Raw genomic sequence first — 20,518 nt, 5'->3', positions numbered from 1 at the left:
CGCTTCAGACGATTGCGGTTGCGGGCTTCGCAGATAGCCTAGGTTACTTTTTCAACCGCCCCGTGGGCTTGGCGCCGACGAGGATCGCGGCCACGATGCAGGGTTCGGTGCCGCGCACGCTCCAGGAGTGATTGGTGCCGCGCTGAATCAGGATGTCACCCTGCTTCAGCAGCGTCTCCTCCGTGTCCATGATGGCATAGATCTCGCCCCTGAGAACGATGATGTAGTCCACGGTCGCCGTGGTGTGGGTCATCGGATCGTCTGACGCATGGTCCGGCGCGCCGTCGGCGCCGATCGAAGCAAACGCCTTCTTGGCATCCGCGCTCTGACGCCAGGCGGTATCCGGCGGAAACTCGACAATGCGCAGGATCGTGCCTTCTGATGGCGGTTCGAGCTTGATCTGACCTTCTGCGGCGTCCGCATTGCCCTCGTTCGACGCTGGTGACGTAGCCGTCCGCCACAAGTCGGTCAGCGCAACGCCCGGCATCGACGCCATCTCGAGGATGTTCGGTGCCAACCCATCCATGACGATTTTGGACTTGCCGTTCTGATCGTGGCCGGTGACGACGCGGCGAATGCGATGGACCATGTGTTCTCTCCCTTACTTGTTTCTTGTCAGTCGCGGCGTAGCACGCGGTTGCGCAACACTCCGATGCCCTCGACCCCGAGTTCGACCACGTCGCCCGATTTCAAGAAGCGCATCGTCTCGAGGCCACAGCCACCGCCCACGGTGCCGGAGCCGAAAAATTCACCCGGATAGAGCGTTTCTCCGCGCGAGACATGCGCGATGCAATCCTCGAACTTCCAGCGCATCTCGCCGGTGTTGCCGCGCGCCCACTCCTCGCCGTTGACGCGCGCGATCATGGTCTTGGCGTAGGGATCGCCGAATTCATCGGCAGTCACAAGGCAAGGTCCCATCGCGTTGCCGCCGTCGAAATCCTTGCCCTTGCCTGGGCCGAGTTGGCCCGGCATCTCCCTGGTCTGCTCGTCGCGCGCGGAGAAGTCGTTGAAGATGGTGTAACCGAAGATGTGCGCTCGCGCGCCTGACGCAGCGATGTCGTTGCCCGATTTTCCGATGTAGCAACCGAACTCCAGTTCGAAATCCATCAGCGACGAATAGGCCGGCCACACCACGTCGGTGTCCGTGCCGATGACGTTGAGACGATTCGGATGATAAAAAATCGGCCGCTCGTACCACGTCGCTGGAACTGACAGGATGCCCTTCTGCTCCATCTCGCGCATCGCTGCCTCCGGGTCCGGAGACTGCTGCGCGCGGACGCGGCGCGCTTGCTCGAAAGCCTGCACGAGATGCTTCTCAAAACACAAAAAGTCGCGCATCTGCGGGGGACGCGGAATCGGCGCGTCGAGCTTGATTTCGCTTCGCGCCCGCCGCGCTCCCGACGGCGGCAGCTTCAGAAGCTCGGTCACGACATCGAGGCCGTTGGCGCCGGCCTCGGCGATTTCGAGCACGGTGGCGACCGGACCGGTGCCGCTCCACTTCTGCTGATAGGCCGCCGCGAGATCGATGACAGCGGCACCGTCCTCGACCAAGATGCCACTGCGCGGCCGGTCATTGCCATGACGGAACGTGACGAGTTTCATCGACGTCTCCTATTGCAGTTCCTGTTTAAGCTTGCGCAACGCATCCATGATGATGGCCGCGTCCTCGCTGAGCGCGACCATCCGCACACCTTGCGCCGCCCAGCGCTTTGCCGCTGCGACATTCGGCGCGAACACCGCCGTGCCGATGCCGCGCGCGGACGCCGTCGTGACCGTGTTCTTGATCGCTTCAATCACCTTGGGATGTTCGGGTTGCCCGCCAACCCCGAGCGACTGAGCCATGTCGACCGGACCGAGAAAGATGCCGTCGAGGCCGGGAACCGCGAGAATGTCACCGAGCGCGTCAAGACCTTCACGGCCCTCGATCATCACCATGACACTGACGTCGCGATTGGCATCCTGAAACCAGGTCGGGCCCGCGCCGTAATCGGCGGCGCGCACCCAAGGGTTGGTGCCACGCGCACCGTGCGGAGCAAATCTCGCTGCCTTCACAACCTCCAGCGCTGCGGCAGCACTGGTGACCTGAGGCACCAGCACACCGGCCGCGCCGGCATCAAGCACCGCGCCAATCAGCGAGGGCTCGTTCGCCCGCACCCTGACGATCGGATACATGTCGCGCACCTGCGCGGCCAGAATCAGCGGAATCACAGAATCGATCGAAAACGGACCATGTTCCATATCGATAATGACGGCTTCGAATCCAGCGACCCCGATCATCTCGATGACATGCGTTGAAGGAATGATCGCGAACACGGCGGTAAGCGCACCGCCTTCGCGCAGCCGCTGATTAAGCGAAGGTCTCGTTATCATCGCGCTGTCCTTAAGTCGCGGTGCAATGCGGCGGCGGCATCATCAACCGCGCGCTGCGCCGTAGCGATCATGGTGTTGAAACGGACGAAGCCATGATTGACCCCGGGATAGACCTTCAGATCGTTGGCGACGCCGACCGCGTCCAGCCGCGCCTTCAGGGCCCGGGCATCGTCAAGCAGTGGGTCGAGCGAGCCAATAATCTGTTGCACCGGCGGAAGCCCTTGCAAGTCGCCCGCCAGCGGAGCGGCACGCCAGTCGTTGCGCTGCTCCGGGCGCTCCAGATAGGTCGACCACACCCACTCCATCTGCGCCTGCGACAAGCCATAGGCTCCGGTCCCGAGCGTCTTCCAGCTTTCGCTGGCGGAATCGCCCGACGAGACGCAGTAGAACAGCAACAGCGATTTCAAAGCCTGTTCGCCGCGATCGCGCAGCGTCATGGCCGCAGCCAGCGCCAGATTTGCGCCCGCTGAATCGCCACCCGCCGCCAGACGCGCTGGGTCAACGCCCCACGCCGCGCCAGATTGACGGACGTGCTGAATTGCCGCGAGGGCATCCGACAGGCCGGCCGGGAATTTGTGTTCGGGCGCGAGACGATAGTCGACGTTGAGCACGGCGATATGGGCGCGATGCACGAGTTCGCGCATCAGCCCGTCCCAGCCCCGCGCGCTGCCATAGGCAAACCCGCCGCCGTGAAAATAGACCAGCAATGGCGGCGGCGCGCCGAGATCCGGCACATACAGACGACACGGAATGAGACCGCCCGGCCCCTCGATAGTCAGGTCACGTTCGGTTGCGACCGGCGTCACTTTATCGGCGAGGAATTTGCCGAGGCGATCCTGCCCGGCGCGAACATCGGCCATCGCCGCCGTTCGCGGATCTGGCGCAACCAGTCCGTTGTCCTTGAGGAATGCGCCGGTTGCAATCAGTTCAGGATCGACCGGATCGATCGCTGGTGCTGCTTCGCCCATAAGTCACCTCACAAACCGAGATACAGTTTCTTGACGAGATCGTTATCGCTCAGTTCGGCGCTCGTTCCGGAAACCGCAATCTCGCCATGCACGATGACGTATCCGCGGTCGGCGATCCGGATCGATTGCGTGAAGTTCTGCTCAGCCATCAGAACCGTCAGTTCCTGCTTCCGTTTCAATTCGCCGATCTTTTCGATGGTGCGCTTGACCATGATCGGCGCGAGGCCGACCGACGGCTCGTCGATAATGAGAATCGACGGGAGCGACATCATCGCACGGCCGATGGCCAGCATTTGCTGCTCGCCGCCGCTCATGCTGCCGGCAAGCTGCCGCCGGCGCTCACGCAGCACGGGAAACAGATCGAAGCACAGCCCTATTGTCTCCTTGAGCCTGGCCCGCGCCGACTTGCGAAAGGCGCCGAGCAGCAGGTTTTCCTCGACCGACAGGTTCGGGAATAGCCGGCGGCCTTCCGGCACCAGCGTGACGCCGAGAAGCACCAGTTCCTCGGTCGAGAGTGTGGACACGTCATGTGACCTGCCATCGATATTGATCAGCACGCGCCCGGCGGAAGGGCGCAATATTCCCATGATGCATTTGATCAGCGTGCTTTTGCCGTTCCCGTTAGTGCCGAGCAGCGCCGCCGTCTCGCCACGACTGACTTCGAGCGAGACATTGTTGAGCACGCGGACGCCGCCGTAGCCCGCATGAACGTTCTCAACGACGATGCTATTCGCCAAGATACGCCCTTTCGACATTCGGATCGCGCAACACCTGTTCGGTCGGGCCGTCGGCAATCTTGTTGCCTGCCACCAGCACAATGACGCGCTGGGAGAACTTGGTCACGGCGCGCATGATGTGCTCGATCATGATGATCGCGATGTTGCGCTCGTTAAGCCGGAACAGCAGCTCGAGAATTTCATCGACCTCGGTGGTCGACAGCCCCGCCAGCGCCTCGTCGGCGATCAAGAGTTTAGGATTGGAGGCAATCGCCTTGGCGAGCTCGAGCTTGCGCAGCTCGACCTGCGTCAAAGCGGTGGTCGACTGCGCGGCCTGATGAGCCAGGCCGACGAGTTCAAGCAACGCCATCGCCTCTTTCGCGACCGTCGTTTCATGCGACTTGTGATGTCCGCAATAGTCGAGCGGGATACGAATGTTATCAAGAACGCTGACGCTGAAGAACGGCTTCGGAATCTGGAACGTTCGCGCGAGCCCGGCGCGGGTTCGCAAATGCGCCGGTTTGCCGCGCAAGCTTTCCCCCGACAGCAGCACGTCGCCACCGTCGCTGCGCAAAGTGCCGGTGATGCAGTTGACGAGCGTGCTCTTGCCGGACCCGTTCGGCCCCAGCACGCCGATCCGCTCGCCGGGCTGAACTGCCAGCGACACATCGTTCAGCGCAATAAAGCCGCCGAAGCGCTTGCTCAGCCCTTTGACCTCGAGAAGCGCCGTCATGCCGGCCGCTCCGAAGCAGGAGACCGGTTACGGCGGAACAAACCCATCAGACCGTTGGGGGCGACGATAACGAAAAGCACGAGCAGCACACCGACGATCAGCGAACTCCATTGCGAGAACGCGGTCACCCCCGTGCCGACCTGAACGAGACTGAGCAGGACCGCCCCGATCACGGGGCCGACCCAGTTCGACGTTCCCCCGATCAGCGGCATTGCGAGCGTGTTGACTGCGAGCGCCAGACTGAATGTCGAGTACGGATCGACATAGCCGACATAAAGCGGATATGACGCGCCCGCCGCGCCCATCAGTGCGCCACTGAGGGTGGTGGCCATCAGCTTCAGCCGCAGGGTCGCGACTCCGGCACATTCGGCAGCCTGCTCATCGTCGCGCAGCGCGGCGAGCCCCCTTCCCATCCAGGAATGCTCGATCCAGCGAGCCAGCCATATCGCGATGACGGCAAGCGTCGTCATCGCAAAAAACAGATACTGCGTGTAATTGGAAAACAGCGACGGCGTCGCCGGCCGGACCAGCGTGAAACCACGTGCGCCGCCAACGAAATCCCAGTTCAGCACGACGGTTTGCAACACGACCGCGAGGCCCAGCGTCGCGATCGAAAAGAACACGCCGCGCAGCCGTAATGTCAGATACCCGGTCGCAAGGCCGGCAAGACCGGCGATCACCGCGGCAATCACCACATAGAGCGGCAGTGGCAGCGAGACCAGCTGACTCAGCGCCACTGTCGAATAGACGCCGATGCCGAAAAATCCTGCGATGCCGAAATTGACATAACCGGCATAGCCACCGAGCACGTTCCAGGCTGTCGCGAGCACGATGTATTGCGCTACGATGTAGGCTGCGAAGAAAGCGTAATCGTTGAGACCAATGCGCGTCGAGAGCGCTGCGGCGATCAAGACGAGAACACAGAAGAAGGTGAAGCGACTTGCACTCATTTCAGCGTCCCATCAGGCCGGACGGTTTGATCGCGAGAGCGGCAAGCATGATGCCGAATGCGACAGCCGGCGCCCATGACGGGCCGAAAAACGTGCCCATGATGCTTTCTGCAAGCCCGAGGATCAGAGCACCAAGCACGGTGCCGACCACGCTGCCGAGACCGCCCAGAACGCAAACCGCGAACACCCGGCCGATCAACTCCTGCCCTGTCGGCGGTGTCACCGGCTGCATCATGATCAGCATCGCGCCGGCGATCGCCGCGGTCACGAACGAAACGCCGAACGCAATCTGCCGCACTCGCGTCGGGTTGACGCCCATCAGCCGCAGCGCCAGCTGATCCTGCGCGCCAGCGAGCACGGCACGGCCAAAGAATGTCTTTGTCAGCGACAGATAGATCGCGCCGATGGTGACGACCGAAATGGCGGCCGGCACCAGCAGACGATAAGGCACGACGAAGTCGCCGAGCAGAAGAATGCCGCTGGCGTAAGGCACCTGCACGCTCCGCAGATCCACCCCGAACGTCAGCACCAGCGAGATCTCGACAATGAACATCAAGCCGAAGAAGAACGTCAGGCCGCGGAGCGCGTCCTTGCCCCGCCGCTCGAAACTCACATGGTAGACCGTGTAAATCGCGCAACCGAGCGCGAAGAACGGAATTGTTAGCAGAAATCCGATGAGCAGCGGGTCGAGCCCGAATATCTGGTTCAGCCAGTAGACGAAGAAGGACGACAGCACGATAAAGGCCGGATGCGCGATGTTGACCACGTCGAGCATTCCGAAGGCAATCGACACGCCGATTGCCATGGCGGCATAGAACGCGCCCAGCAGGACGCCAGACACCAGGGCGTCTGCCAGAAGTTGCGCGGAAAAATCCATCATCAGGACTCGTTGTCGGATTCGGCCATTACTGACCGGGTCCCGCGTAAGGATAGATCAGCTTGCCGGACTTCAGCGACGGCGGGTGCATGATGGCCTGAGTTCCGGGTTTGTAGAACTGGTCAATGCCATTGCCCTTGATGCCCTGATACTGAACGAGCAGCGGACGGGGCTTGGCCCATTCGCCGTTTTCGCCAAACCGGATTTTTCCGACGATGGTATCGAATTCGTCCTGACGGATGTGTTCCGCGATTTTGGCCTGATCGAGCGAACCGGTCGACGTGATCGCATTCTGCATGACTTGCGCGGCCGCATAGACGTAAGGCGGCACGTAGAAACCGAGTTGATCGATGCCTTCGGATTTCGCGGTCGCCTGATAGCGCTTCAGGAATTCCTGGATGCCGGGGAAATCCATCGTCGACTCGGGAGCGTAGAGTTCGTAGTTCACCACGCCGTTCAGCAACGGGCCGAGCTGGGTCTTCAGCGCGGCATATTGCACGCCGATCATGCCGCCGCCGATCATCTTCGGCTTGAAGTTGAGCTCGGTCGTGGCCTTGATGAAACCGACACTGTCGGTCGGGTAGGATGCGACAAAGACAAGATCCGGCTTGGTCACTTGGATCGCGCGGACAATCGGCGTCAGATCGACGACGTTCGCGGGATAGCTCTTGTCATAGACGACCTTGAGGCCGTGCTTCGCGGCGAGATCGCGCGCGCCGTCCATCGCGACCTTGCCATATTCAACGTCGACGCCTGTGATGGCGATCGTCGTCGGCTTTGGCTCCTGCGCCATCGCCACGTCGAAGAAGCCGCGAGGCACTTCCGTGCGCGGATCGGGGCCGAGCGGCGCGATCTGGAAGAAGCGATCGTACTTGAATTTCTCGTTCGGCGTCATACCGATCAGGCCCATCATCACCATGCCCTTCTGCATGGCTAGCGGGATCGCCGGGATCATCTGCGTGGTGCCGTAGCTTGAGATGATGAGATCGACCTTATCGACCTCGATCAACTTGGTGTACATGCCGGGAACCGCTGCCGGGCTGCTCTGATCGTCGTAATAGACCAGCTTCACCTCGCGTCCGAGCAGGCCGCCTTTGGCGTTAACGTCCTCGGACCACATCCTCAGCGCGAGCAGCGCGGCCTTGCCGTTGGCGGCAAGCGGTCCCGTCAAGGGCATGCTGAAGCCGAGCCGGATCGGATCGGCTGCACGCGCGTCCGACAATGCTCCGCACAAGACGACCGCGAGCGACACTGCCATTGCGAGTACGACGCGGCGTGACCACGCCCGGATTATCTGGGTCATCAACGGTTTCCCCTCATACTATTTGTTATTACGGCGCGCCCGTTTCGGGCGCGCCTTGATCCGAACTCAGCTTATTGCTCAGGCCGACTGCAGAATGCCGGCGCTGACGAGTTGGTCGCGCACTTCGGGCGCGTATTCGGCCGCAGGCTCGTCGCCGGTGATGATGCCGAGCAGTATGCCCTCGGTCTTGCCCGGCTCCGGCTCGACACAGATAAACCGGCGCTGCACACCGATCGGAAAGCAGATGAAGTCCTTCGGGCTGAGGATCACGTGTTCATCGCCTTCGGCGCCCTGCCATTCCAGACGCCATTTGCCTTCGACGACCATGAAGGTTTCATTCGTGTCATGGGTGTGCATAGGCGCGCCATGCCCGGGCGTGGCCTTCACGAAAGCGACGCCGAAGCCCGGCTTCATGTGATTGATCACCGGACGCACCGCGTTGCCGAAGGGCGAATACTGCTCGTCGCCGGTGGGCTGATCGAAACCGATCACGCTGTAGAAAGTGCGATGATATTCTTCAAGTTTCATGTCCGGAATGCCATCGGACACACCCTTGATCTTGTCGAAACGCGCGATGCACTTCTCAATTTCGGCGCGGCTGGGCTTTACGACGTCGATCGCCATGTGGACCTCCCTGTTTTTCGTTGTTGGAATGAGACTAGGTCCAAGTCGCAAAATTCAGCAAACCCTATTCGCTTATAACTCCTATTACGAATCCTTATTCTGCGCGCGCAACGCACGTGCAGCATCGCGGGCAACGCCGCGCAGCCAGGCATTTCCGGATTCGTGATGATGCCGCTCGTGCCAGACCATCGACAGCACGAAATCAGGCACGGGAAACGGCAACGGCAGGAATTTCACCTGCGGATGCCGCTGGTGATCGATCAATCGCACCGGAATTGTTGCTGCAAAGCCATGACGCGCAACAGCGTCGAGCATGGTGGTCATGCTCTGTGCGTGCAGTGCGATCTTGCGCTCTCCCCTCTTGAGGCTCAGCGCATGATCGGTATGGCGTTCCACTGTCGAACTACCGTTCTCCTCGGTGAAGAACACGACATGATTGAGCGCCATATATTCACCTAATCCGATCGATCGGCGTTTGCCGAACTCCGCACGCGGCAGGGCGCAAACCAGACGATCCCGAAACAAACCCACAGAACGCAGGGTCGGCGCAAGATTGGTAAAGAAGCCGATGGCAAGATCCACCGGGCCGCTCTCGAGATGGCGGTGCAGCCGGCTGAGGTCCGGCAGGGTCGCACGAATCGACGACTTCGGAGATTGAACGAGAAAGCGCTGCATCAGAACGGGAAAAAATACCGCCTGAATGTAGTCCGACGCCATGATCGAAAACAGCCGCGTCGCCTCTGCCGGGACGAATTTGCGCTCCTTCCAGAACGCGCCTTCAAGCAGATCGATCGCCTGCTCCGCGGTCTGCGTGAGATCAAGCGCGCGCGATGTCGGCAGCATTGCATTTGCGCCACGGACAAGCAGCGGATCGCCCGACAAGACACGCAGCCGCGCGAGCACCTGACTCATGGCGGGCTGACTGATGCCCATGCGCTTCGCTGCGGTCGAGACGTTGAGTTCCTTGACCAGTGCGACCAGGCACATCAGGGAAAAGAGGTCCAGTTGGCGATAGTCCCGTCGCGGAGGTTTGCTCATCGGTGGCTTTATAAACCGCTGGTTCCTGTTTTGAGCAGTAAATCACTCCAGCCGGATTGGCAGCAAAGAAACTGCGTATGTGAAGGCGGGGCCAGCCCTACGCCCTGCAAAGCCCAACACAATCAGATGCTTATATCGGGCCGCATCCCAATGCCGGGCGATCACGTTAGAGCAATCGTCGCGCGATATCACGTGCCGCAACGTAGCCGAATACGATCGCAGGACCCAACGTGATACCCGGACCGGGATAATTCCCGCCCATGACCGAATGCATATCATTGCCGCATGCATAGAGGCGCGCGATCGAGCTACCGTCCTTCCGCAACACCTGCGCGTTTTCGTTTGTTGTGAAGCCGGTGGCGGCTCCAATATCGCCGGGAAAAAGACGGACCGCATAAAACGGAGGCGTCTCCAGCACGCCCAGACAGGGGTTGGGACCATGACTGAGGTCTCCAGCGGTGATCCGCTGGTATTCCGTTGAACCACGTCCGAAATCGCTATCGACACCATCGCGAGCGAAGCCGTTGAATCGTTCGACAGTCGCCACGAGATTATCCGGATCGATACCAAGCTTCTTCGCCAGTTCGGGCAGACTCTTCGCGCGCGTCAGGTAACCGTCTTTCAGAAACGCACCGCGTCCCCAGCGACTGGGGCGAACCATTCCAAGACCGTACTTTCTGAGCGCGGCTTCGTCAGCGATGAGGTAAGCCGGAATGCTTGGCGAAGTCGCATGAGCGGCGAAGAGACCCTGCGTGAAGGGGTGATAGGACAGCGATTCGTTGACGAAGCGCCGGCCGGATTGGTTGACGGTTATGATTCCCGGCCGGCCTCGATCAAATATGAAATGTGGAAAGACTGCTTTGCTGCCATCGGCTCGCGCGCGAACTGAAACTGGAGACCAGAACGCGCTGTCGCGGTCGTCTTCGCCATAGTGGGCTCCTATATCGAACAACTGCTCGTGCAGGGAGCCCGTATGTCCCGGAGCGCCAGGGCAGAATTCCGCCACGGGCTCGCGCAGCATCCGCTTGCGCAGATCCGGATTGCGGTTGAAGCCGCCCGTGGCCGCGATCATCCCGCCCCGAAAGTCGATCCGATGTGTGATGCCATCTTGCTCGAGCGTAACGGCGCAAGGTCCATCGGCGTCGGAATGAATCTGCTTGACGGATGTGTTGAGCAGTATGGGCACGTCGCGATCGCGCAGCGAGATCAGAAAGCGCGCGATCAGCGCATTTCCCATCATCAGGCGTGTGCCACGCCGGTACGACAGGCGATCGACCGCATGCCGCGTCAGTATCTTCAAGGAATGCATCAGCGCCCGCAGCGAGCGGTTCGCCGCAAGCAGGTTCAGAACATCCTCTTGATTCACCATCATTCCGCCGAGGATGGTGAATTCGGGAATCGGTTCTCGAATGAGATCGAACAATGCTCCGAGTTTGCGTCCGTCGAACGGCACAGCCTCCAGGACCCGCCCCTTCAGGGTCGCTCCCGGCAGATCGCTGTTGTAGTCCGGATGTAGTTTTCGCGCCCGAAACTGGAGTTGGGAATGTTGCTCGAGTTGCTCGACGGCCTCCGGACCGCTCGACAGGAACGCCAGCCGGAGCGCTTCCGGCGACTCGTTGCCGACCGACGAGCGGAGATACAAAGCGGCATTCTCCAAGCTATCTTCGCCGCCGACCTGCGTTGCATGACGTGTATTCGGAATCCACGCACTGCCCGCCGAATAGGCGCTCGTCCCCCCGATCCGATCTGTGCTTTCAACGATCAGGGGCCTGAGGCCAAGTATCGCGGCCGAAAGCGCCGCCGAAAGACCGGCGGCCCCCGAACCGACCACGACGAGATCGAGTGGAGAGACGCTTGCGGCGTCACGCAACGAGTTAAGTATTTTAGCCTCCCTGCATCTGTGGCGGGCTCTCAGGCCTGTGATGCATCTGTCGGCAGCGGATCATCATCCACATGCTGGCATCTGCGGGCTTGGCCTAGATCTCGAACATGGCGCGAACGATCTGCTCCGGACGGACCGGCGTGGAATTGAATTCCACCCCGCGCTCCGAAAAGGCGTCCGACACAGCATTGGCGATCACAACCGGCGGCGCTATCGCGCTTCCTTCGCCAACGCCCTTAACGCCGAGCGGATTGAGCGGCGACGGAAAGTGCATGTGAATCAAATCGACATGCGGGACGTCGCTTGCGCCGGGGCACAGGTAGTCCATGAAAGAACCCGCAAGCAACTGCCCTTCGGAGTCGTAGCTGAACTCCTCGAGCATCGCGCCGCCCAAGCCTTGCACGAATCCGCCATGTATCTGTCCGTCGACGAGCATCGGATTCACGACTGTTCCGCAATCGTGGACGATGACGTACTTTTCAATCTCAAGCCGGCCAAGCGCCGTATCGATCTCGACGATCGCTGCATGCGTTGCATAAGCCCACGTGACGGTCGGAGGTTCGAAGTATGCCGTTTCTTCCAGACCTGCGCTCATCCCGACGGGCCGATTGTTGTCCCAGCCTGGGCGAGCCGCCTTTGCGATACTCGCTAACGTGATTTCCTTGCCCGGCACACCGAGTAACCCGACGGCGCCATTTCGCAGTTCGAGATCGTCGGGCGAGCACTCCAGGATGTTGGCGGCGATCGCGAGGACTTTCTTCAGCAGCGCTTCGCTTGCGGCATGTATAGCGCCGGAGAGCGTGACTGTGCTCCGGCTGGCGATGGTCCCAAATCCGATCGAGATCGAAGACGTGTCTGCGAGCGATACGACGACGTCTTTGGGCTCCACCTTCCAGGCATCGGCAACGATCTGCGAGAAGATCGTTTCCATGCCCTGGCCCTGCGCGCAGGCTCCACCCGCGAGATAGACCTTCCCGGTGGGATCGATCCTGATCGTGGCGCCCTCGAACGGCCCCACGCCCGTGCCTTCGACGTAGCAGCCCAGACCCAGTCCCAGATATCGTCCCTCGGCGTGGGCGGCCCGTTGCCGCTCACGGAATGCGTCCAGCCCGCCGATCGCCTCCAGCGCGAGACGAAGCGATTCGGGATAGTCGCCACTGTCGTAAACAATCGGCTCCCCATCGCGATAAGGGATGCCGAGGCTGTATGGCATCTCGGAATGCGGAATCATGTTCCGCATGCGCACGACTGCCGGATCCAGCTTCAGCTCTCGCGCGATGAGGTCCATCATCCGCTCCATCGCGAACGTGGCCTCCGGCCGGCCGGCTCCACGATAAGGTGCATTCGGCACCTTGTTGGTTGCCACGATGCGCGATCGAACCGAGAAGTGGTCGAATTTGTACGGGCCCGGCAAGTGCACGGCCGTGTTGTAGGCGATGCCCGATCCGATGGGGTTCCAGGCGCCGCAGTCGACGAAGAAGTCGTCTCGAAACGCGAGCAACCGGCCATCATCGTCGAAGCCGATCTCGACATCGTGGACCTGATCCCTCGAATGACACGCGCTCATGAAGTGCTCATGCCGATCCTCGACCCACTTTATCGGGCGGCCGATTTCACGCGCGAGATAAGGGATAAGAAGGTCTTCGGGATAAACGTGGCCCTTAACTCCGAAACCGCCGCCCACATCGAGCGCAAGGCTCCGGATCCGGGCTTCAGGCATGCCGAGCACCGTAGACGCCTCGCGTCTGAGCCAGTGCACGACCTGGCAGGCCGACCATATCGTGATGCTGTCCGTCCGTTTGTCGTAGGACGAAACCACACCGCGACATTCCATCGGCAGCGCGCCGTATCGATGATGATAGAAGCGCCGGCTCAAACGATGCGGCGCGGAATTCAGGGCAGCGTCGACATTCCCCTTGCCGACGGAGAAATCACCAATCAAGTTGGTTGCATATTGCTCGTGAAGGATCGCCGCTCCCTCCGAGATGCCCGCTTCCGGATCGACCACGGCATCGAGAGATTCGATGTCGACCGTTACCAGTTCGGCTGCATCCTCGCCTAGATACCGGCTCTCCGCGATGATCACCGCGATTGCTTCGCCGACATGGCGAACCTTGTCGTGCGCGAGCAATGGTTGTTGAGGATTCAGGAATTTGTGCTGAACGCGCGTTGTCCACTTCTTCGGCAGCGCGAGCTGCGCGTCCGGCACTGGCGTCAAAACCTTGGCGAGATCCGGACCGGCTATCGCGTAAACGACGCCCGGCGAGGACAACGCGCCGGAGAGATCGACGCTTCGGATTCGACCATGGGCAACCTGGCTACGAACGAAGACCGCATGCAGCATCCCCGGCAACTTAAGATCCGCAACGAATTGTCCCGATCCCGTCAGAAGCCGCTGATCTTCGCGGCGAAGAATGGACTTGCCGACAAAACCACTTCCCGCCTCAGACATGCGCCAACTCGCTCTTCATAGCATGCGTGTCCTCGCCTCGCATTTCGGCCGCCGCGGCCAACACGGCTTTCACGATGTTTTGGTAGCCGGTGCAGCGGCAGATAACGGACGACAAGGCCTCTCGCGCCTCTTCTTCGGTCGGTGAGGGATTGGTGCCCAGAAAATCTATGATGACGGCAAGCATCCCCGGCGTGCAGAAACCACACTGTAATGCGTGATTCTCGTGGAAGGCCTTTTGCACGGGATGAAACTTGCCGGCCTTTGCGATGCCTTCGATCGTGGTGATGCTTGCTCCGGAAGCTTGCACCGCGAGCATCAGGCACGATCGGACGGCCTGCCCGTTCACCACCACGGAGCAAACGCCGCACACACCATGCTCGCAACCAACATGCGTTCCGGTCAGATCGAGATTTTCGCGCAGAAAATCAGCCAGCAAGGTCCGCGGCTCGCAGACACCTTTCACGGTCTTGCCGTTGACCTCGCATTCAATTTCAACCTGCTTAATCAAAACTCTTCCTCCCGCGCTACGATCGATCTCGTCGGCGTCTTCTTCATCAACGACGCTTTAGTGCGCCGCGCGCTTCAAGACTCGCATCGTCAACGTCTTGGTCAGGTGGCGCCGATAGGCCTCACTCGCGTTGCGGTCAACCATGGGTTCAATAGCTGCAGCCGCCGCATCTCCAGCCTCGGCGATGGCGGCTGCATCGATGATCCGGCCCTCCAGCAGTCGCTCCGCCGAGGAAAGCCTGGTGGGCGTTGGCGAAACGCCAGCAGTCGCGAGACGCGCCGCCTTGCAGCGCAGGCCCTCAAACGTAAGAACAGCCGCAACAGCCGCGATGGCGAAGTCGCCGCGACGTCGCGAGAATTCATCCACGGCGAAACGCGCCGAGGACGGCATCACCGGGATCCGCACCTCGGTCAGGATTTCGTCCTCCTCCAGTGTCGTCACCATCGAGTCCACGAACAGGTCGCATGCCTTAATCGTGCGCTGCCCTTTGGCTCCCGTGACCAGGACCTCGCCTTCAAGCACCTGAAGTACCATCGGGAGCTCGGCCGCTGAGTCCGCGTTGGCAAGCGATCCTCCGATCGTCCCGCGCGACCGCGTGGGCAGATGCCCGACCATCTGAATGGCCTTGCTCAGCAGGGGTAGCTTCTCGGCAACGAGGGGCGAGAACTCAATCGATCTCTGACGCGTCATGGCGCCAATGCGCACCACATCGTCCGCGCATTCGATGAAATCGAGCTCTTCCACCCGGTTCAGATCGATGATGACGGAGGGCGCAGCCAGACGAAAGTTCATCATCGGCATTAGCGTTTGCCCACCGGCGAGCAGACGCGCATCTCCGCCGTATTGGTTCAGCAAATCTATCGCAGCCGATATGGTTTTCGGCGCGTAGTAATCGAAAGGTGCCGGCTTCATGGTGATCCTGGAGTTTTCCGGTGACGGCCGCGAACGAACGTCACCGCAAGTCTTAACTCTTACGGCTGCGTTGCGAGATATGCCATGGCAACGCCCAGTTCTCGACCGCCTCGACGATGTAAAACATCACCGTACCTATGACTCCGAGGAGAAGAATGGCTGCGAATGCACGAGCACTGTTGAACGATGCCTGGCTTGTCAGGATCACGGAACCGAGCCCCTTCTCGCCCGCGACAAACTCTCCGACGATCGCGCCGATGAGTGCAAAGGAAATACCTATCTTCGCACCCGCGAACAGACTCGGCAGCGCGTTGGGAAACCGGATCTTCAACATGATGTCACGCCGCGTAGCCCGTGCCGATAGCGCGAGATCGATCATGTCGTTATCGATCGCCCGTAATCCGACAGTCGTATTAATGACGATCGGAAAGATTGCGATGATCGCGGCAATCGCGAACTTCGGAGCACTTCCCGTGCCGAGCCAAATGACAAAGAGCGGCGCTAGTGCGACCTTCGGGACCGAATTGGTCGCAACAAGCAGCGTGTAGAAAGTCTTATCCAGAAATCTCGAGGATACGATCGCCGCGGCAAGGACAATGCCCCCGACCAGCGCGATCAGAAAGCCAACCAACGTGATATACGTGGTGTAGAGCGACTGCGCCGCGAAGAACGCGGGATTGTTGATGATGTCCACGATGACAACGGAAGGCGCGGGAAGGAGAAACGCTCTGATCCCGAATAGGTGAACAGCGGCCTCCCAAAGCACGATAAGGCTGACCATCACGAGGGTGATCGTCCGCGCGTGTTCCGTCTTGCGCCAGCGGGCCCGCAGGCTAGTCGGCTTTTGCGACGCCCATTGACGCGAAGATATGGCGGATGTGTTTGACATATTTTCCGAATTCCTCGGTTTGACGGATGCTGAGCGGTCGCGGCCGCGGAATATCGATCTCGACGATCTCGGCGATACGTCCGGGGTTTCTTGCCATGACCACGACGCGATCTGCGAGATAGACAGCCTCGTCGATACCATGCGTGATGAAAATGATCGTCTTTCGGGTTTCGTACCAGAGACGCTCAAGTTCGGCGTTCAAATCGTCCCGCGTCATCGCGTCAAGCGCGCCGAACGGCTCGTCCATAAGCAGCAGTTCCGGGTTCACGATCAACGCGCGACAAATCGCGACGCGCTGGCGCATTCCGCCGGAGAGCTCCCAGGGAAAGCGGTGCGCATAGCCGTCCAAGCCATACTTGCTCAACAATTCTATCGCGCGCTGCTCGTAGTCCTCCCGCCGTAATCCCCTGAACTCCACAAGTATCAGGACATTGTCGAGGACCGTTCTCCAATCGAGCAACACATCGCGCTGAAAAACAATCGCCATGTTGTCAGGCGGCGACAACACCTTCTTATCCTGGATTGCGATCTTGCCGGCGGTGATGTCCTGAAGGCCGGCCACGCATTTCAGCAGCGTGCTCTTGCCGCAGCCGGACGGCCCGACCACGCTGATGAACTCGCCCGGCGCGATATCGATGTTGATATCCTCGAGAGCAATAATCGGATTCCCATCGACTGCGTACGTTTTATCGACGCCGTCGATCACGATGTAAGGCTTCTGAGGAATGGTCTCTCTCGCTATTCGAGGACTAATCGAGATTACACTCATGTGATCAAGTTCGTGTAGTAAGCGGACGGCTTGGTCCCGTCCTTGATCTGACCTGTCTCGACCATAAGCGCGAGCGCGTCTTTCCAGTCATCCTCGGACTGCCAGCCGATCGGCTTTCCTTTTGTACTCGGCGTATCAAGAAACTCTTGCATCAGCGCGACCTGCTTCCGGATCACCGTCAGGTTGAGCTGCTTATCAGCGCGATTTGCGAGCGTAGCCTTGGCAGCTTCATCGATGTGCTCAGGCGCCGCGAAAGTATATTCCCAGGCCTTACGCTGGCTTGCTGCGAGCCTCGTGAGGACGTCCTTCTTCTTTTGCAATGTCTGCTCGGTCGCAATGAATCCGTAGCTGGGAATTGAGAGGCCAACATCAGTCGTGAGAAACGAATGGGTCGGTCTCGTGTCGTCAACATATGCCCCGAATTCCTTGAGCGACATGAATCCGTCAACGCCACCTGCCGCATAGGTCGGAACCATCGTCACCGGCGACACCATGACGACGTTGACCTGGTCCGGTCCCTCGCCGCGCGTCAACCCGATCCGCTTAATATAAGTGTCGATGTAAGGAGCCCACATGCTGCTCGCGAAGCAGGCGAGCTTCTTGCCAGCGAGTTCTTTCGGAGTTTTGGGGCCGGTCTTGGCATCAACCAGGACGGCGAGATCGCACCTTCGAAGGAAGCCGGCGAAGGATGTGATCGGCAATCCCTGACCGCGCGCGATCGCCATCGGACCAAGTTGCACAAGTCCAACATCCACCGATCCAGCGGCGACCAGGTTGATTGTATTGAGGGTACCCGTGCCATCCTGCAGGTCCACGGCAAGGTTTGCTTCCTTGAACCACCCCTTCGCGCGCGAAAGATGCAGCGGCGCATGAACACCCCACGGAGCGAAATCCACCCGAACGGACAAGGCATCGTCCGCGAATGCTTTTCCGCCGCGCAACACCAGCGGAGCGGCGACAGCTCCACTCAAGAAAGTTCGCCGAGACAGCGAACTGCCACGCTTTGACGCACTACACTTGTTTATCGGGATAGAGTTGTTCATTTTCATATCCACCGGTTTGCAGAAGACATATAATCTAGAACTAGACTAACTAGCTAGTCAGTTTTATGTCAAACACATTCCGCCGATCATCAGGCTTGCTCCTAACTTACTGCGGCAGTCGGGCAACGCGCACGCTTGCATTGCTCATTGGCTGATCTTTGAATGCTGTGTTTCTACGCACCTGCACCAATTATTCGGCATACGTTGCTGCGCCGCAACCGTGCATGGAAATCCGCCGCGCTTTCCCGGATTTGAGCGATTGCAGTGCGGCACCTCCCATATCCCAACTCCATATTTGCCTTGAAAACCGGGCTATGACCTCGTTGAAGTCGACGCTATTCCCATCGCGGGCACCCATCGTCAAAAAGGGGAAATGCAACGGAAAGCCGCACTCCTCCTCGTGCGGCGCGCGACATGTCGACGCGCCGGGAGGCGACATGAGATCGTCACAATGGGTTCGGGCGAACGATCACCGTTCGTGCATGGATCATCTCACAATAGGTGGCCATCGGCGATTCAGAGACGGAAACGGCCGCACTCGAGGGTCCGGCCAAGGGAGCTTTGAGCGACCGATCGCTTTCGTCATCAGGATTAATGGGATTGAAATTTGACTGACCAGTTAGTTAGTATTAGGATGCTGCAAAGGATCGCTCCGCGCATCGTCATCCGCAGGTCCGCGCGAGGCACCAGAGTGAGCGAGGAGGCACACGGTGGTTAGACGATTCAAAGGTGTTATTCCCTACTTGGTAACGCCCGTGGATGAGGATGGAAACGTATTAGGTGACGTGCTCGACCGGCTTTGTGTCGACCTGATCGAAAGCGGAGTACACGGTCTGACACCGCTGGGCAGCACAGGCGAATTTGCCTACCTCAATGACAGCCAACGCAGACGCGCTGTCGACATAACAGTATCCGCTGCGAACCGTCGCGTGCCGGTGATCGCTGGCGTTGCCGGGACATCAACGGCGCACGCTGTAGAACAAGCGAAAGCCTACCGGGCGTCCGGCGCTGACGGAATACTCGCGGTCCTGGAGACATATTTCCCGCTCAGCGACCGTGAGACAGAGGAGTACTTTCTGGCGATCGCCGACAGCACCGACCTCCCAGTCATCATCTATACCAATCCGAACTTTCAGCGCAGCAACCTAACGATCGAAGTGATTGCGCGGCTGAGCCAGCATCCCAACATCGTCGGCCTGAAGGACGCGTCAACCAACACCGGACGGCTTCTTTCCATCCGCAACCGTTGCGGCGATGCCATCGATATCTTCGCCGCGTCAGCGCACATTCCGGTCTGCGTGATGATGATCGGAGGTAAAGGCTGGTTTGCCGGCCCCGCATGCATTGTTCCGAAGCAAAGCGTCGCTCTCTACGAGCTTTGCATCCGCGAGGAATGGACCAAGGCCATGAGCCTGCAGACGCGCCTCTGGAGCATCAACGAAATGTTCGCCAAGTACAATCTTGCGGCGTGCATCAAGGTCGCCCTGCAGGAGCAGGGCTATCCGGTCGGAGACCCTATCAGGCCGCAGAGACGTTTAACCGACAGCGAGCGCGCATCGATCGCTTCTGCACTTAAGGAGATAAACGCCCGCCACGCTGCCTGATGTGCCGATCCGGAGAACAGCATTCATGGGACCCCTCAAATCCCTTGTGTTGACTATCTAGTCTGTCTAGTTTGTTGACCACTTGGTTAGTCGCTTGAGATTGGGCAAGTGGAGCGAAAGCCGACCTGAAGCGCCGTGTGCCAGGTAGCCTTTGAACGTTCACCTCGTTGCGAGCAACCGGTCTGCGCAGAGGCGAGATATCAACTCGCAAGAAAATTAACTCAGGAGACAAAAATGGGAATTGCCAGACATCCACGAGCCAAAGAACTTGAGAACATGTCTCTCGAGGAGATTAACGATCGCTACATCGCCCGTTTTAGAGATCGGAAACCTGATTGGGCGGCATTCGAGGACGCGAAAATCGAAGGGTTCAAACGGGCTCAACATCGCTTCATCGGCGCCGGAGGATCCGGCAAGCATGGTGCGAGCGGATTCATTCCCGCAGGCAACTTCACGCTCTCTATCATGTATGTCGAGCCTGGACAGGGCAACGCCGCACACACCCACGAAGTCGAAGAAGTGTTCTTCGTTCTGCAGGGCTTTCTCGATGTGTTCATTGAGGACGAGTCGGGCAAACGCATCACCACACGACTTGGTCCTTGGGAGTGCATCTCTGCACCCGCAGGCGTGATTCACGGATATGAGAATGCCAGCCTGGGACCGGTCTACTTCCAGGTGATGCTCGGACGCGGAAAACCAGAAACGATGGGATACGCGGACGATCGGCTGTTTCAGCGCCGCGCTGCGCATATCGAAGCTGGTGAGTCCGGCTCTGAGCAGGCCTGATAAGTTGTCCAAGCAATGAGGTTAGGGAGCAAGCGGATGACTTGCTCCTTTTACCTTCTGCATGACCAGGGCATCAGACAAGCGCAGCGGTTCT

At 59.7% G+C, this 20,518-nt stretch carries 20 protein-coding genes; 2 read left to right on the top strand and 18 right to left on the bottom strand.

From position 1 onward, the window contains the following. Nucleotides 1–43 precede the first annotated feature (43 nt). The 18 genes from AC1RKJ_RS14180 to AC1RKJ_RS14095 form a co-directional block, all read right to left on the bottom strand. Nucleotides 44–589: a cupin domain-containing protein gene (locus AC1RKJ_RS14180; RefSeq protein WP_492791583.1), complete on the bottom strand. Its 546-nt coding sequence runs from the start codon at nucleotides 587–589 to the stop codon at nucleotides 44–46. A gap of 26 nt (nucleotides 590–615) precedes the next feature. After that, nucleotides 616–1,602 (bottom strand): fumarylacetoacetate hydrolase family protein, encoded by a 987-nt coding sequence (locus AC1RKJ_RS14175; protein ID WP_492791582.1) that lies wholly within the window; start codon nucleotides 1,600–1,602, stop codon nucleotides 616–618. Nucleotides 1,603–1,611: 9 nt separating this feature from the next. Beyond that, entirely contained in the window at nucleotides 1,612–2,370 is a 759-nt protein-coding gene (locus AC1RKJ_RS14170) for an HpcH/HpaI aldolase family protein (protein WP_492791581.1), read from the bottom strand. After that, entirely contained in the window at nucleotides 2,367–3,338 is a 972-nt protein-coding gene (locus AC1RKJ_RS14165) for an alpha/beta hydrolase (protein ID WP_492791580.1), read from the bottom strand. Before AC1RKJ_RS14165 ends, AC1RKJ_RS14170 begins: the two co-directional genes overlap by 4 nt. Nucleotides 3,339–3,346: 8 nt before the next feature. After that, nucleotides 3,347–4,075 (bottom strand): ABC transporter ATP-binding protein, encoded by a 729-nt coding sequence (locus AC1RKJ_RS14160; protein WP_492791579.1) that lies wholly within the window; start codon nucleotides 4,073–4,075, stop codon nucleotides 3,347–3,349. After that, on the bottom strand, nucleotides 4,065–4,787 hold the full coding sequence (locus tag AC1RKJ_RS14155; RefSeq protein ID WP_492791578.1) for an ABC transporter ATP-binding protein: 723 nt from the start codon (nucleotides 4,785–4,787) through the stop codon (nucleotides 4,065–4,067). Before AC1RKJ_RS14155 ends, AC1RKJ_RS14160 begins: the two co-directional genes overlap by 11 nt. Then, the gene (locus AC1RKJ_RS14150; protein ID WP_492791577.1) at nucleotides 4,784–5,737 is read right to left on the bottom strand and encodes a branched-chain amino acid ABC transporter permease; all 954 of its coding nucleotides are present in this window, start codon (nucleotides 5,735–5,737) and stop codon (nucleotides 4,784–4,786) included. The genes AC1RKJ_RS14155 and AC1RKJ_RS14150 overlap by 4 nt, the downstream gene beginning before the upstream one ends. A 1-nt stretch (nucleotide 5,738) precedes the next feature. After that, a complete protein-coding gene (locus tag AC1RKJ_RS14145) occupies nucleotides 5,739–6,617 on the bottom strand; it encodes a branched-chain amino acid ABC transporter permease (RefSeq protein ID WP_492791576.1) in 879 nt (292 codons plus the stop codon). Between the two features lie 25 nt (nucleotides 6,618–6,642). After that, nucleotides 6,643–7,917: an amino acid ABC transporter substrate-binding protein gene (locus AC1RKJ_RS14140; RefSeq protein WP_492791575.1), complete on the bottom strand. Its 1,275-nt coding sequence runs from the start codon at nucleotides 7,915–7,917 to the stop codon at nucleotides 6,643–6,645. A 78-nt stretch (nucleotides 7,918–7,995) separates the two neighbouring features. Continuing rightward, entirely contained in the window at nucleotides 7,996–8,541 is a 546-nt protein-coding gene (locus AC1RKJ_RS14135) for a cupin domain-containing protein (protein WP_492791574.1), read from the bottom strand. An 84-nt stretch (nucleotides 8,542–8,625) separates the two neighbouring features. Next, complete coding sequence (locus AC1RKJ_RS14130) at nucleotides 8,626–9,579, bottom strand: LysR family transcriptional regulator (protein WP_492791573.1); 954 nt, start codon at nucleotides 9,577–9,579, stop codon at nucleotides 8,626–8,628. Nucleotides 9,580–9,745: 166 nt separating this feature from the next. After that, nucleotides 9,746–11,449 carry an FAD-dependent oxidoreductase gene (locus tag AC1RKJ_RS14125; protein ID WP_492791572.1) on the bottom strand — a complete coding sequence of 568 codons (1,704 nt, stop codon included), beginning with the start codon at nucleotides 11,447–11,449 and terminating at the stop codon, nucleotides 9,746–9,748. Nucleotides 11,450–11,555: 106 nt separating this feature from the next. Next, nucleotides 11,556–13,913: a xanthine dehydrogenase family protein molybdopterin-binding subunit gene (locus tag AC1RKJ_RS14120; protein ID WP_492791571.1), complete on the bottom strand. Its 2,358-nt coding sequence runs from the start codon at nucleotides 13,911–13,913 to the stop codon at nucleotides 11,556–11,558. Beyond that, nucleotides 13,906–14,418 (bottom strand): (2Fe-2S)-binding protein, encoded by a 513-nt coding sequence (locus tag AC1RKJ_RS14115; RefSeq protein ID WP_492792744.1) that lies wholly within the window; start codon nucleotides 14,416–14,418, stop codon nucleotides 13,906–13,908. Before AC1RKJ_RS14115 ends, AC1RKJ_RS14120 begins: the two co-directional genes overlap by 8 nt. 60 nt (nucleotides 14,419–14,478) lie before the next feature. Next, nucleotides 14,479–15,333 carry an FAD binding domain-containing protein gene (locus tag AC1RKJ_RS14110; protein WP_492791570.1) on the bottom strand — a complete coding sequence of 285 codons (855 nt, stop codon included), beginning with the start codon at nucleotides 15,331–15,333 and terminating at the stop codon, nucleotides 14,479–14,481. Nucleotides 15,334–15,385: 52 nt separating this feature from the next. Then, a complete protein-coding gene (locus AC1RKJ_RS14105) occupies nucleotides 15,386–16,114 on the bottom strand; it encodes an ABC transporter permease (protein WP_492792743.1) in 729 nt (242 codons plus the stop codon). Nucleotides 16,115–16,166: 52 nt separating this feature from the next. Further along, a complete protein-coding gene (locus AC1RKJ_RS14100) occupies nucleotides 16,167–16,928 on the bottom strand; it encodes an ABC transporter ATP-binding protein (RefSeq protein WP_492791569.1) in 762 nt (253 codons plus the stop codon). A gap of 59 nt (nucleotides 16,929–16,987) precedes the next feature. Beyond that, a complete protein-coding gene (locus AC1RKJ_RS14095; RefSeq protein ID WP_492791568.1) occupies nucleotides 16,988–17,962 on the bottom strand; it encodes an ABC transporter substrate-binding protein in 975 nt (324 codons plus the stop codon). A 782-nt stretch (nucleotides 17,963–18,744) separates the two neighbouring features. Between AC1RKJ_RS14095 and AC1RKJ_RS14090 the strand changes: the two genes are divergently transcribed. Beyond that, on the top strand, nucleotides 18,745–19,638 hold the full coding sequence (locus AC1RKJ_RS14090) for a dihydrodipicolinate synthase family protein (protein WP_492791567.1): 894 nt from the start codon (nucleotides 18,745–18,747) through the stop codon (nucleotides 19,636–19,638). 234 nt (nucleotides 19,639–19,872) lie between these two features. Further along, a complete protein-coding gene (locus AC1RKJ_RS14085; RefSeq protein ID WP_492791566.1) occupies nucleotides 19,873–20,424 on the top strand; it encodes a cupin domain-containing protein in 552 nt (183 codons plus the stop codon). The last annotated feature ends 94 nt before the right edge of the window (nucleotides 20,425–20,518 follow it).

This window comes from Afipia sp. GW822-FHT04G07 (genome assembly GCF_058800765.1).
The sequence above is the reverse complement of the archived record's forward strand: the minus strand, read 5'-3'. Positions and strand labels throughout refer to the sequence as shown.

Coding starts and splice junctions, on each gene's coding strand:
- AC1RKJ_RS14180 (WP_492791583.1), bottom strand. CDS start 589: ATGGTCCATCGCATTCGCCGCGTCGTCACCGGCCACGATCAGAACGGC.
- AC1RKJ_RS14175 (WP_492791582.1), bottom strand. CDS start 1,602: ATGAAACTCGTCACGTTCCGTCATGGCAATGACCGGCCGCGCAGTGGC.
- AC1RKJ_RS14170 (WP_492791581.1), bottom strand. CDS start 2,370: ATGATAACGAGACCTTCGCTTAATCAGCGGCTGCGCGAAGGCGGTGCG.
- AC1RKJ_RS14165 (WP_492791580.1), bottom strand. CDS start 3,338: ATGGGCGAAGCAGCACCAGCGATCGATCCGGTCGATCCTGAACTGATT.
- AC1RKJ_RS14155 (WP_492791578.1), bottom strand. CDS start 4,787: ATGACGGCGCTTCTCGAGGTCAAAGGGCTGAGCAAGCGCTTCGGCGGC.
- AC1RKJ_RS14150 (WP_492791577.1), bottom strand. CDS start 5,737: ATGAGTGCAAGTCGCTTCACCTTCTTCTGTGTTCTCGTCTTGATCGCC.
- AC1RKJ_RS14145 (WP_492791576.1), bottom strand. CDS start 6,617: ATGATGGATTTTTCCGCGCAACTTCTGGCAGACGCCCTGGTGTCTGGC.
- AC1RKJ_RS14140 (WP_492791575.1), bottom strand. CDS start 7,917: ATGACCCAGATAATCCGGGCGTGGTCACGCCGCGTCGTACTCGCAATG.
- AC1RKJ_RS14135 (WP_492791574.1), bottom strand. CDS start 8,541: ATGGCGATCGACGTCGTAAAGCCCAGCCGCGCCGAAATTGAGAAGTGC.
- AC1RKJ_RS14130 (WP_492791573.1), bottom strand. CDS start 9,579: ATGAGCAAACCTCCGCGACGGGACTATCGCCAACTGGACCTCTTTTCC.
- AC1RKJ_RS14120 (WP_492791571.1), bottom strand. CDS start 13,913: ATGTCTGAGGCGGGAAGTGGTTTTGTCGGCAAGTCCATTCTTCGCCGC.
- AC1RKJ_RS14110 (WP_492791570.1), bottom strand. CDS start 15,333: ATGAAGCCGGCACCTTTCGATTACTACGCGCCGAAAACCATATCGGCT.
- AC1RKJ_RS14105 (WP_492792743.1), bottom strand. CDS start 16,114: ATGGTCAGCCTTATCGTGCTTTGGGAGGCCGCTGTTCACCTATTCGGG.
- AC1RKJ_RS14085 (WP_492791566.1), top strand. CDS start 19,873: ATGGGAATTGCCAGACATCCACGAGCCAAAGAACTTGAGAACATGTCT.